This is a genomic window from Salinivibrio sp. ML323 (assembly GCF_001995745.1).
Lineage (GTDB): Bacteria > Pseudomonadota > Gammaproteobacteria > Enterobacterales > Vibrionaceae > Salinivibrio > Salinivibrio kushneri.
In genome coordinates, this window is record NZ_MUES01000019.1 from 35,545 (window position 1) to 47,827 (window position 12,283).

A 12,283-nucleotide genomic window follows, 5' to 3' on the forward strand; every position below is an offset into this window, starting at 1 on the left:
TTTTGTTGTGAGTGCGATAGTGCACGCCCCAGCAACCCTGCTACGCTTAGCGCCTTTGCCGGCCGAGCTACAGCTTAGCGGTATCCATGGCACTGTCTGGCAGGGCCAAGTCAGGCAAGTTCGTTGGCAAGACCAGGCTGTCGGCCCAGTACAATGGGATCTCCATTGGCATCGGTTATTGACCCGCGCCACACTGGAAACGGCCATCAAGGTTAAAGGCCCGCAAGGTCTCAGCGGAAAAGGCGTGGTGGGCTTTAATGGCACCGAGCTAACGCTTTCTCAAACCTTGCTCTCTGCCCCGGCGCACCTGCTGACTCGTTCGGTGGCCTTGCCGCCGAGTGTGTCTATTGATGGCCGACTGGATGTGATTGTGCGCGAGGCGGTGTTGGCAGAGTCAGGGTGTCAGCAGTTAGCGGGACGGATTCAGTGGCAGCAGGCCGGGCTAACCCTGCCCTCGGGGCGGCTCAATGATATCCCATTGCGTGCTTCTCTCGCCTGTGACGGCCAAGGTGTCGCGGCGCGGGGGCAAGGTGATTCCCCGTCGTTGAGTAATAAGTTTTCATTGTCAATTACACCGTCTGGGCGATACTCTGTGTCAGGATGGCTGAAGCCGGGGCCAGCCTATCCTGAGCCAATGAAAGCACCTCTCTCTTGGTTAGGCGCACCGGATAATCAAGGACGCTATCGCTTTTCTTTTCGCGGCTAACAAGGCCTGATAAGCTTATCAAAAAGGGTGGCAAATCACGATATGACGCAGCGTAAATTTCCTCACATTCAGTCTAAGCAGGTGGTCGCCGCTTCTCGCTTGTTTAAAGTGGAGTCGCTAGAGCTGATTTTTAGCAATGGCGTCGAGCGTACCTATGAGCGGATGAAACCGTCGGGGCGTAATGCCGTGATGATGGTGCCGGTGACCGAATCGGGCGATCTCTTACTGGTACGCGAATATGCCGCAGGGACAGAGCAGTATGAGCTGGGCTTTCCCAAAGGACTGATTGACCCGGGTGAAGCGCCCGAGCAAGCCGCGGTGCGGGAGCTGAAAGAGGAAATCGGCCAAGGTGCCCGTGAGCTAGTGCCACTGAAAGAGGTTGTTCTGGCACCGTCGTACTTTTCCAGCCGCATGACACTGATGTTGGCACGTGATTTGTATCCAGAAAGCCTGGAAGGGGATGAGCCTGAACCGCTTGAAATCATTCGTTGGCCACTTGCCCAAGCGGAAGAGTTACTCACCCACGGTGATTTCTGTGAAGCGCGCAGTATCACCGCATTAATGATGGCGCTGAAGTACTTACAATCTGAGAGGTGAGGCATGGCACTGCCTGAGTTGTTGCCCGAGGTAATTGAGATTGCTCGCTCTGCGGGTCAGGTTATTTTAGATATTTACCAAGACGGTGATTTTGAAGCGATCACCAAAAGTGACCAAACCCCAGTGACCAGTGCTGATTTAGCGGCACATAAGCTGATCACGGAAAAGCTCACCGCGTTGACGCCAGACATCCCCGTGTTATCGGAAGAAGACTGTGGTGTGCCATTAAGCGACCGTCAGCAATGGCAGCGCTATTGGTTGATTGACCCGCTAGACGGTACCCAAGAGTTCATTGCGGGCAGCGGTGACTTTGCCACTATTATCGCGCTGGTGGAGGACAACCATCCCGTGATGGGCGTGGTGTATGCGCCCGTCTCCGGGGTGACCTATTATGCTTGCCAAGACAAAGGGGCCTGGAAAATAACCCCAGATGGCGAAATGCATCGCATCTCGACAATGAAGCGAGAAGAGACGCTCACATCAATCTCAATCGCTATTAGCCGTCGCCAAGATATTCATGCGGTCACCGAAAAGCTGGCACCTGAAATTAATTATGATTTGGTGCCATTAGGATCCGCGGCGCTGAAAGCCTGCTTGGTCGCAGAAGGCGCAGTCGATTGTTATCTGCGCTTAGGCCCCACGGGGGAGTGGGACACGGCGGCGACGCAGTGCATTGTCGAGCAAGCGGGTGGACGTATTCTGAGCACCGAGCTAGGGGCCTTGTCATACAACGAACGGGACTCATTACAGAACCCTAACTTTATTGTGTTAGGGGATGAGTCGCTCGCGTGGTCGTCGATACTGCGGGCATCGTAATGATTGACGGCACCGTCAGGTGCCGTTTTCTTGATTACCGTTCAGAACAAGCGATTTAAGCCATTAAGCGCCGCCACCCGGTAAGCTTCGGCCATGGTCGGGTAGTTGAAGGTGGTATTCACAAAATAGTCGATGGTATTCCCTTCGCCTTTTTGCTCAAAAATCGCTTGGCCGATATGAATGATTTCCGAGGCGCGTTCACCAAAGCAGTGAATGCCTAATATCTCGCGGGTATCGCGGTGGAAAAGGATTTTTAAACTACCGACATCCATCCCCGCAATTTGCGCGCGTGCGAGATGTTGGAACAAAGACCGTCCGACCTCATAGGGTACTTTTTCCGCGGTGAGTTCTTGCTCGGTTTTACCCACCGAACTGATCTCTGGAATGGTATAGATCCCCGTGGGGATGTGTTCAATCAAGCGCACATTGGCGTTGCCTTGGCAAATGGCTTCGGCCACCACGCGCCCTTGATCATAAGCGGCACTGGCAAGGCTAGGGTAACCAATCACATCACCGACGGCATAGATAWGCCCCACGTCTGTTGCATAGCTTTCGCTATCAACGTCGAGCTGCCCACGCGAGTTAGGCGTCAGGCCGACTGAGGACAAATTGAGTTTATCGGTATTGCCTGCACGGCCATTGGCATACAGCAGACAATCTGCTTTCATTTTTTTGCCTGACTCCAGATGCACAATCACGCCATCGTCGGTGCCCTCAATGCGCTCATAGGTCTCATCATTGCGGATCATGACACCGCTACTGCCAAAGTGATAAGACAAAGCATCAGAGATTTCATTGTCCAAAAATGACAGCAAGCGGTCACGGGTATTGATTAAATCCACTTTGACCCCGAGCCCGCGGAAGATAGACGCATATTCACTGCCAATCACGCCTGCCCCATAAATCATCACATGGCGCGGATCATGGGCTAACGACAAAATGGAGTCACTGTCGTAGATGCGTGGGTGAGAAAAATCCACATCGGCAGGCTGATAAGGGCGAGAGCCGGTGGCAATCACAAAGTGATCGGCGGTGTAAGTATCAGCGCTGCCATCACTATGATGCACGGTTAAGGTATGCGCATTGACAAACTCAGCGTTGCCATGGAGCAGGGTACACTGGTTGCGGTCATAGAACCCTTGGCGCATGCGGGTTTGTTTACCTATCACAGACTCGGCATGGCTGAGTATTTGAGAAAAGGTACTGTGGATACTCTTACTGTTTTGGGTGTAGATAGGGCTTTGATTGAATTCAATGATCCGGCTGACAGTGTGGCGTAGTGCTTTAGACGGGATGGTGCCCCAATGGGTACAACCACCGCCAACGGTGCTTTCTCGCTCAATCACTGCGACTCGCTTACCGGCTTTGGATAAGCCCATAGCGGCCCCTTCTCCGCCGGGGCCGCTGCCTATTACGATAGCGTCAAAATGATCTTGCGGGCGAGGGCTTGACTTGCTCATAGGGATCAGACCTTATTTTCATTATTGCAACATCTGTTTATGACCAGTTTAACGCTTATTACCCGTAAGGTTAACTTTCGCAGCCAAATCTGTGTTCCAATCCGCGTGATAGCGATGGGGAGCACTGCCTGGATTGGCTGATTTAAACGCTAAAATTGCGTATAGTGACACCATGGTGACCATGAGTAGAGTGCGATGGGTATTCGAGCACAACAAAAAGAAAAAACGCGCCGTTCTGTCATTGATGCGGCGTTCAGCCAGCTCAGTGCTGAACGCAGTTTTTCTAGCCTCAGTCTACGCGAAGTGGCGCGCGAGGCGGGAATCGCCCCTACTTCTTTCTATCGTCACTTCAAAGATATGGATGAGCTGGGGTTGACCATGGTCGACGAGGGCGGACTATTGCTCCGACAACTGATGCGTCAGGCGCGTCAGCGGATCGCCGCGGAAGGCAGTGTGGTACGTACCTCGGTAGAAACCTTTATGGAATTTATCGAAAGCAGCCCCAATGTGTTTCGGCTACTTTTGCGCGAGCGATCAGGCACCTCTTCGGCATTCCGTGCTGCCGTGGCTCGAGAAATCCAACATTTTGTTGCTGAGTTGACCGAGTATTTACAATCTCGTACGCAGCTCACCTATGAAGAAGCGTACAATCAGTCAGAAGCGTGTGTGATTTTGGTCTTCAATATGGGTGCGGAAGCGCTTGATCTTGACCCTCACGCCCGCGCAGAATTGGCAGAGCGAATGGTGTTACAATTGCGCATGATAGCCAAGGGAGCTTACTGGTATCGAAAAGACCGTGAGCGGCGAGCCTTACAGGAAAAACTGTCATAAAACAGGTGAAGACATGGAACACGAGCAAGTGAAATCAGAACGTAAATTTTTGCTGCTGGCACTGGTTACCGGCATTTGTGGAAGTGCAACACTCGCGACACTGTTCGTCAGTGGTGTGGCGTTTTCTATTTTTCCCATTCTTGCGTTTGTACTGGCCGTGCACGCTTGCTACCAACTTCACGAACGCCAGCCGCTGACTGAAGGCACGCCGCTGATTGCGTTTGCCTGCTTCTTGGTGGGGGCATTTGGCTATTCAGCGTTTATTCGTATGCAAATGCCAGAGCTGGGCGGTAACTTCTTCTCGATTTTGGTTGCCATGGCATTATCGTTCTGGGTCGGCCACAAACTGGGCTTTTTCAGCCGCAAAGCGAAAAACGATACTGCGTCTGACGTCTAATTGCCTCTAAAACAGCTGTGATTGAAACCCAAAAAAGGCGTCGAGAAGACGCCTTTTTACGTTTAGCTGAAAAGGATGATAAATGCCCGTGCCAGTACAGCCTAAAATTTTTCATATTGTCCATGTGGATCGATTGGAATCTATCCTGGTTTCTAACGGACTGCTGTGCGATGCCCAGATCATTGCTCAAAATACAGCGGGAACCACTATTGGTATGAATACGATTAAACAGCGTCGTTTGACGGAGCTGACGTTGGATAGTCATCCGAATTTGTACGTCGGACAATGTGTACCGTTTTATTTTTGTCCTCGTTCAATCATGTTGTATGTAATTCATCGAGCAGATAGTGATGAACTGGTTTATAAAGGTGGGCAGGGGCCGATTATTCACCTTCAAGCCGATCTAAACACAACCGTTCAATGGGCTCAGCAGCAAGGTCATCGCTGGGCATTCACACTTTCAAATGCAGGTTCGTACTACTTCGAAGATAGAAACGATTTGGCTCAGTTACATAACTTGGATTGGCCTGCAATTTATGCGAGACAGTGGCAAGGTTGTAAAGAAGGGAAGCAAGCCGAGTTTTTGATTGAGCGAAGTTTTCCTTGGCATTTGGTTGAGGCGATTGTTGTACAATCACCAAGCATTCATCAGCAGGTAGTCAACATGTTGCAAATGGCAGCTCACAGACCACCTGTTACAATTAACCCTAACTGGTATTACTGAGGAGGCCGTAGAGATGCTCGAAATTACTCGAGGTGACATACTGCGCGCTGATGCAGAAGCTATTGTCAATACAGTCAACTGCGTCGGTGTTATGGGGCGTGGTATTGCTTTGCAGTTTAAGAAAGCGTGGCCTGATAACTTCAAAGCTTATTCTGCGGCATGTAAAAACAAATACGTTCAGCCTGGGAAAATGTTTATCTTTGAAACTGGGCAATTGGCAAACCCTCGCTTTATCGTGAACTTCCCAACTARGCGCCATTGGCGCGGCGCAAGCCGAATTGAAGATATCGAATCTGGCTTAGCAGCATTAGTTGAAGATATTCAGCGTTTAGGCATTAAATCTATTGCCATCCCTCCATTAGGGGCTGGCTTAGGTGGACTGGATTGGTTGGTAGTGCGTAAAAAAATCGAAACAGCGATGAAGCCGCTAACTGACGTTCAAGTTTATCTTTATGAACCATCAGGTGCCCCTCAAAATGACAGAATGGTAAAGCATAAAGAAGTGCCAAAGATGACTGCAGGTAGAGCGGTATTGATAGAACTCATGCAGCGTTACCTGAAAGGCTTGCTTGATCCATCGGTTTCATTGCTTGAGGTGCACAAGCTTTTGTATTTCATGCAAGAAGCCGGTGAGCCTCTGCGCTTACAATATCAAAAGGCGCACTATGGACCTTATGCGCAGAATTTGCGTCATGTGTTGAATGCAATTGAAGGTCATTTTGTCTCTGGTTATTCAGACGGTGGCGATGCGCCAGAGAAAGTCCTTCAGCTAGTACCCGGAGCGGTAGAAGAAGCACAAAAGTTCTTGGACCAACACCCTGATACGCGGGAGAGGTTTGAAAAGGTATCTCGACTAGTAGCAGGCTTTGAATCATCACAGGGCTTAGAGCTTCTTGCTACAGTGCACTGGCTTAACCGGTATGAACAAGCAACAGATACCGAAAAGATTATTCAAGGTGTCCATTCTTGGAACGCAAGAAAGCAGCAATTTACACCAAGGCAAATCACAATTGCGGAAAAAGTACTTGATAGTCAGTGCTGGTTTAGTGGGTAATGTCCCCTTAATTAATGCAAATAAAAACGGGCATGTCCAGTATGCCCATTTTTTATCGCTTTCGGATCCCTCGCCGTACCCAGAGCGATTTTTAGTTTATAAAAATGAGCGTAAAACCCTTATTCGATGCGCTCTAACCACACCCCGGCTTCGGTATGGTGGGTGAACGGGAATTGATCAAACAGCGCACAGCGACTAATGCGGTGTGTTTGGCTGAGGCGTTCTAGGTTTTCGGCCAAAGTCTCAGGGTTACAGGAGATATATAAAATCCTATCGTAACCTTGCACCATTTTGCAGGTTTCATCATCCATGCCCGCACGAGGGGGATCGACAAAAATAGTATTGCACTGATAGTCGCTCAGCGTCACCCCTTGATCTTTTAAGCGGCGGAACTCGCGCTCGCCATTGATTGCTTGGGTGAATTCTTCGGCAGACATGCGAATAATCTGCACATTGTCGATGTTGTTGGCGGCAATATTGTACTGCGCCGATTGCACTGAGGGTTTTGCCAGCTCGGTGGCGAGGACGCGGCGAAAGTTTTTCGCCAAGGCGAGGGAAAAGTTGCCGTTCCCGCAATACAGCTCCAGCAAATCACCTTGGCTATCGCGAGTGCAATCAATGGCCCATTCCAGCATTTTCTCCGCTACGGGTCCGTTGGGTTGGGTAAAGCTGTTTTCAATTTGCTGGTAGATCAATGTCTGACCATCGGCATTGAGCTTTTCCAAAACGTAGTCGCGGTCTAGCACTTTCTTTTGCTTGCGCGCACGGCCAATCAGGTTGAGATTAAAGCCCTCATCGTTCAAACGTTGTTTAAGCGCTTGCGCGGCCTTTTCCCACTCTTCATCTAACTGGCGATGATAAAGCAAAGACACCAAGATCTCACCGCTTAAGGTGGAGAGGAAATCAACCTGAAACAGTTTACGTCGCAAGGCGTCGTTGGGCTTGATCGCCTCCATTAATAGCGGCATGAGGTCATTGATCAAGCGGCTCGCGGCAGGAAAGGTATCGACGCGATATTTTTGCTTGGTCGCAGGATCAAACATGATGTAATACAAGTCGTCGCCTTCATGCCATACCCGAAACTCTGCGCGCATCCGATAGTGGGTTTCCGGTGAGCGAAAAACTTCTAGCTCAGGTGCGTGAAACGGCGCGAGTTGTACATTGAGTCGTTGGACTTTCTCAGCAAGCTGTGTGTCGTAGTCAACGGCGGTGTGAGCCTTGGTCATGATGGCTGCCTCAGCGATTGGAAAATGAGCGCAGATTTTAGACAAATCCCCAGCTATGTCCACCCTTGCTCACGATTCTCCCTTATTCAATAAGGTTATCAATGGACAATATCCATCTAGACGGCTACTATCCCTGCGTGGGTCAGTGCTCTGTCTATACCCAATAGGACGGATCACAGGAATGCGGTGAGAGTCCGCAACTGACGCGCAGCGGTGTAAGAGAACGACCCTAACCCGACCCAAGGTCAGACACTGTCGCTAATGCTGATAAATAGTATGCGATGGGAAGTCGTTAGCAGTAGGCGGCGAAAGCCACGCTCTTAAGTCCGAACACAGCCCACAGACGCAGCATGTCGCTGCACATTCTCGCGATAGGAAGGAACAACCAATGAACAAACAGATAGTGGCGAGCCTGGTGGCGGCGTCATTACTCCCCGCGAGCGCGTGGGCCGAGCAAAACACCGAAACGGTGGTGGTGATAGGGCGTAGTCATCATGCTGATACGCTGACGCAAATACCCGCAAACGTCGCTGTAATTACTCAAGAAGATATCCGCAAGAGCGGTGCGCAAGATATAACGGCTCTACTTAGAGGAAAGTCAGGTATTCAGGTTTCGGATACTAACTCTGGCGCTTCTTTTGCAATGCGCGGATTTTCTGGTGGCCAAAGCGCGCATAACACACTTATCTTAGTTGATGGTCGGCGATTAAATAAGGCTGATCTATCTGGGCCACAACTAGGTGCTATTGCCATGAGCCAAGTAGAGCGTATTGAAATCCTCTCTGGTAGTGCCGGTGTTTTATATGGTGACCAAGCGGTAGGTGGTGTCATCAATATCATTCTAAAAAGTACAGCCAGAGAGGGAGGCCATGTTGGTGTTCGTGTTGGAGACTTCGATACCCGTGGCACTTATGCTAGCAAATCAGGAAAGCTGAGTGATTATTGGCATTATCAAGTCTCGGCAGATTATGAGAAAACAGATAACTATCGCGACCATAACGCGCAAGATTCTGGGATGTTGAGTAGCCGAGTCGAATATCAGCGAGGTAGCGAGCGCTTCCACGCTGTACTCAGTTACTTTGACGATGATCGCCAGCGGCCAGGCGATCTAACTGAAAATGAGTATCGCGCCGACCCTCGCCAGTTTAAAAGTACTCACGCTGAAGACTATGGTCATGAAATATCTCGCTCGCTTGATGTGGGCTATCAGAAAGGTGTAGGAGAAGCATGGCAGTTATCTACCTCTTTACAGTATTCGGATACCAGCACAAACGCAAGAGCCCCGAGTACACCGAGTCAAGGCGAGTTAGATCAGCTAACAGTCTCTATATCAGGAGAGAAATCATTTGCGGCCAAAGGGGGAGAAGAGGGGACTTGGATTGTTGGCGTTGATTATGCCAACAATACTTTTGACTATTTTTCCCTGTTTACAGACAGGGATAATCGTCAGCAACGAGTGAGTGTGTTTAGCCAACTTCATTACCCATTGTCTTCACAGACTACCCTTGTTCTGGGAGGGAGAAAATCACGTGTTACCGATGACTTAACGGATGCTGCGACATATCCAAATGGTGAGCAATTAAAAGCACATGCTAATGCGTTAGAGTTAGGGGTAAACCATTTTATTGATGATATAAACCGTATTTATATTCGTGGTGAGCAGAACTTTCGTTTTGCAAAAGTGGATGAGCAAGCATACACCTCTCCAGGTGTGTTTGGTTTAGATCCGCAGCGAGGCAACTCTCTAGAACTAGGTTGGCGACAAGAGGCTGAGAACTATCAAATTGGTGCGGATCTTTATCGTTTAGAAATTGATGATGAAATCTTATTTGACTCTAATGCTATCTCGCCATCAGGCGGTTCAGGCGGTGCGAATGTTAACGCAGATCGCTCGGTACGATATGGCGGCAGCCTTTCAGGTCAAGTGCAAGTTACCCCTAAGTGGCTCGTTGCTACTGAGTACCATTATATTGATGCTGAATTCACCGAAGGGGATAACCAAGGTAGTGCGTTGCCGTGGGTAGCGATGCACACCGCTACATTACAAAGTACAGTGCATTTTACTCAAGATATCCTTATGTCCTTGGAAGGTATCTACACTGGATCGCGCTATAAAGATGGTGACACTGCTAACAGTAAAGGAAAGCTCTCCCCCTATTGGCTATCTAACTTTGCGTTGCAGTACGAACTAGACCAGTGGTTAACGACATTTAGGGTCGATAATCTTTTTGATAAGCAATATCCTTCCAGTGCGAATTCATGGGGCGCTTACTATCCAGGTGATGGGCGCCAATTGACACTGGAAGCGAGATACTCTTTCTAAACTAGCTTTCCCCACGCCCTTGTCGTTATGATAAGGGCGTTTTTTATTGAATGGGTGTCCCATGGCGCAGCCCAATATATTGATCTTCGACTCCGGTGTGGGTGGCTTATCGATTTATCAGTCAGTGCGAGAGCAGCTACCTGACGCTAACTACACCTATTTGTTCGATAACGAAGCTTTTCCATACGGCGAGTTAGAGGACACGCGCTTGATCACACGGGTGGCGGCTCAAGTGCAAGCGGTGTGTGCGCACCATGATATTGATATCGTGGTCATTGCATGCAATACAGCATCGACGTTGGTATTACCGACGCTCCGTCAGCAGCTAGCGCTTCCGGTCGTGGGGGTTGTGCCTGCGATCAAGCCTGCAGCAGCGATCAGTCAGAAAAAAATCATTGGCTTACTCGCTACGCCAGCCACCGTCGCCCGCCCTTATACCGAACAACTGGTGGCGGACTTTGCCAAAGATTGCCAGGTAGTCTCAGTCGGTACCACGGCGCTCGTGCATATGGCAGAACGCAAACTCCGGGGTGAGGCGGTGAATCAGCAAGATCTCGCGGCTATATTGCACCCGCTTAAAGGAACCGTCGATACCCTCGTACTGGGTTGCACTCACTTTCCTTTACTGCGTGATGAAATCCAATCAGTAGTGGGTGACTCAGTCCGTTTAATTGATTCGGGAGATGCGATTGCGCGTCGCGTGGTTTCGCTGGTCAGTCTACATAGCGACGCAAGGGCCACCGCTGCGACGTCAAAGCATTATGCTTATGCGACGGCAACCCCTATTAAAGCCGATGCTTTAGCGGACTTTATCCGATCGATAGGTTTTACGGATGTCAGCTATTCGCCTGCTTTTTTGGCTCATTCGCTTCACGGACTTTAAGTGTCCGCTCGCCATAAACATTGTTATTGAGTGCGTTGATGGCGTCGTCGGCATGCCCGGCGGCCATCACCACAAAACCAAATCCTCGTCGCTTGCCGGTTCGCTTGTCTTTCATAAGACGAACGGCAAACACTTCTCCATGTTCGCTAAACAGTGTGCGCACATCATTTTCATTCGCACGATAAGGTAAGTTTCCGACGTATAGCGTTTTGCTTTGCGGAGACTCTTCTTCTTTTTCGCTTGATGGCGTTGATGTCGATGGCCTTTGCTCTGGCTGAATAAAATTGGGTAAAGGAAGATATAGGCAAGCTAGACCACTAAGTATTGCACCCACAGCAAACGAAAGAGCGGGTGAGTTGACGTCCATGAGGCTGACGATAATCGCGCCAAGGACAGCGATGCAGATGACTAAAGCAAAATTAACTGGTGATTTCATAAGCGTAATTAAATAGAACAATTAAAGTGATGACATGACAACAGTCCGGCAATGCATGTCGTGAAAAAGACCAAGAAAACAAGCCAGCGTTACCTTGTGGTAAAGGTCTCGTATCAATAATGTTTCAAAACGCTGGTTATTCATCATTTTAGGTGGATTATTGCTCAGTCGAAATAAAAAACGTAAAAATCCCTTGTCAGTGTGATCCGCGTCGCTATACTACGCCCCACATCGACACGGCACGCAGGGCAAGCGTTCAGCGAACATGTCGAGGCAAAAAATCGAATAAAAATAAACGCTTGACGTGAGTTTTTAAAAGATTAAGATAGCCGTCCACTTAACGCTAAGCGTTAGGGGAGTCAAAAAGAGGTTTTGCTTCACCCAGTTGGGTTGAAAATAAAAGATAAAATTTCTTCTTGACTTTAACGGTAAGGCGCGTAAGATACGCAGCCCTGACCAAGCGAAGCGCCGCTTCGCACCGTCAACGCTCTTTAACAATTTGACCTATGCAATCTGTGTGGGCACTCGTTAAGAATAGACAAAAAGATTTATTCGATGAACTGAGTGACCAATTCATGTTGGTACAGCCTTGAGCTGTTTTGATTTCACTTTTTCAAAAGTGGATGCCAGCAGGATCACAGTCAATTCGTTTGTCTCTTCGGAGATAAACAGTAATCAGTATTCATTGAGCAGTTTCTACGGAAACACCAAACTTAAATTGAAGAGTTTGATCATGGCTCAGATTGAACGCTGGCGGCAGGCCTAACACATGCAAGTCGAGCGGAAACGGCAGCATTGAAGCTTCGGTGGATTTGCTGGACGTCGAGCGG

The 12,283-nt window shown here is 49.3% G+C and carries 12 protein-coding genes, 1 rRNA gene and 1 riboswitch; of the genes, 10 read left to right on the forward strand and 3 right to left on the reverse strand.

All coding sequences use genetic code 11. From position 1 onward, the window contains the following. The first annotated feature begins 7 nt into the window (after positions 1 to 7). The 3 genes from BZG13_RS11115 to cysQ are packed head-to-tail and all read left to right on the forward strand — an operon-like array spanning position 8 to position 2,119. A complete protein-coding gene (locus BZG13_RS11115) occupies positions 8 to 706 on the forward strand; it encodes a type II secretion system protein N (RefSeq protein ID WP_158074891.1) in 699 nt (232 codons plus the stop codon). Positions 707 to 748: 42 nt separating this feature from the next. Beyond that, the gene (gene nudE, locus BZG13_RS11120) at positions 749 to 1,303 is read left to right on the forward strand and encodes an ADP compounds hydrolase NudE (protein WP_069360813.1); all 555 of its coding nucleotides are present in this window, start codon (positions 749 to 751) and stop codon (positions 1,301 to 1,303) included. A 3-nt stretch (positions 1,304 to 1,306) separates the two neighbouring features. Further along, on the forward strand, positions 1,307 to 2,119 hold the full coding sequence (gene cysQ / locus BZG13_RS11125; RefSeq protein WP_069360814.1) for a 3'(2'),5'-bisphosphate nucleotidase CysQ: 813 nt from the start codon (positions 1,307 to 1,309) through the stop codon (positions 2,117 to 2,119). A 41-nt stretch (positions 2,120 to 2,160) separates the two neighbouring features. Here cysQ and sthA read toward each other — a convergent pair whose 3' ends face one another. Beyond that, complete coding sequence (gene sthA, locus BZG13_RS11130; RefSeq protein ID WP_077486671.1) at positions 2,161 to 3,579, reverse strand: Si-specific NAD(P)(+) transhydrogenase; 1,419 nt, start codon at positions 3,577 to 3,579, stop codon at positions 2,161 to 2,163. Between the two features lie 195 nt (positions 3,580 to 3,774). On the opposite strand from sthA, the gene fabR reads away from it, so the two are divergent. The 4 genes from fabR to darG all read left to right on the forward strand — a co-directional run bounded on the left by fabR (position 3,775) and on the right by darG (position 6,585). Beyond that, complete coding sequence (fabR, locus tag BZG13_RS11135) at positions 3,775 to 4,410, forward strand: HTH-type transcriptional repressor FabR (RefSeq protein ID WP_046074425.1); 636 nt, start codon at positions 3,775 to 3,777, stop codon at positions 4,408 to 4,410. A gap of 13 nt (positions 4,411 to 4,423) precedes the next feature. Then, positions 4,424 to 4,807 (forward strand): YijD family membrane protein, encoded by a 384-nt coding sequence (locus BZG13_RS11140; RefSeq protein ID WP_077486672.1) that lies wholly within the window; start codon positions 4,424 to 4,426, stop codon positions 4,805 to 4,807. 82 nt (positions 4,808 to 4,889) lie between these two features. Next, the gene (gene darT / locus BZG13_RS11145; RefSeq protein WP_077486673.1) at positions 4,890 to 5,531 is read left to right on the forward strand and encodes a type II toxin-antitoxin system toxin DNA ADP-ribosyl transferase DarT; all 642 of its coding nucleotides are present in this window, start codon (positions 4,890 to 4,892) and stop codon (positions 5,529 to 5,531) included. Between the two features lie 13 nt (positions 5,532 to 5,544). Continuing rightward, the gene (darG, locus tag BZG13_RS11150; protein WP_077486674.1) at positions 5,545 to 6,585 is read left to right on the forward strand and encodes a type II toxin-antitoxin system antitoxin DNA ADP-ribosyl glycohydrolase DarG; all 1,041 of its coding nucleotides are present in this window, start codon (positions 5,545 to 5,547) and stop codon (positions 6,583 to 6,585) included. A 119-nt stretch (positions 6,586 to 6,704) separates the two neighbouring features. On the opposite strand, the gene trmA is transcribed toward darG, so the two are convergent. Continuing rightward, positions 6,705 to 7,811, reverse strand: a complete 1,107-nt coding sequence (gene trmA, locus BZG13_RS11155; RefSeq protein ID WP_077486675.1) for a tRNA (uridine(54)-C5)-methyltransferase TrmA — start codon at positions 7,809 to 7,811, stop codon at positions 6,705 to 6,707. Between the two features lie 126 nt (positions 7,812 to 7,937). Next, a riboswitch (cobalamin riboswitch) is annotated at positions 7,938 to 8,166 on the forward strand. Between the two features lie 33 nt (positions 8,167 to 8,199). On the opposite strand from trmA, the gene BZG13_RS11160 reads away from it, so the two are divergent. Next, the gene (locus BZG13_RS11160; RefSeq protein WP_077486676.1) at positions 8,200 to 10,134 is read left to right on the forward strand and encodes a TonB-dependent receptor; all 1,935 of its coding nucleotides are present in this window, start codon (positions 8,200 to 8,202) and stop codon (positions 10,132 to 10,134) included. A gap of 61 nt (positions 10,135 to 10,195) precedes the next feature. Continuing rightward, complete coding sequence (murI, locus tag BZG13_RS11165; protein ID WP_077486677.1) at positions 10,196 to 11,017, forward strand: glutamate racemase; 822 nt, start codon at positions 10,196 to 10,198, stop codon at positions 11,015 to 11,017. Here murI and BZG13_RS11170 read toward each other — a convergent pair. Beyond that, positions 10,971 to 11,453, reverse strand: coding sequence for an RNA recognition motif domain-containing protein (locus BZG13_RS11170; RefSeq protein ID WP_077486678.1), 483 nt, complete (start codon positions 11,451 to 11,453; stop codon positions 10,971 to 10,973). The two genes, murI and BZG13_RS11170, sit on opposite strands and share 47 nt — an antisense overlap. Positions 11,454 to 12,168: 715 nt before the next feature. On the opposite strand from BZG13_RS11170, the gene BZG13_RS11175 reads away from it, so the two are divergent. Then, positions 12,169 to 12,283: ribosomal RNA gene (locus BZG13_RS11175) — 16S ribosomal RNA — on the forward strand; the annotation flags it as partial.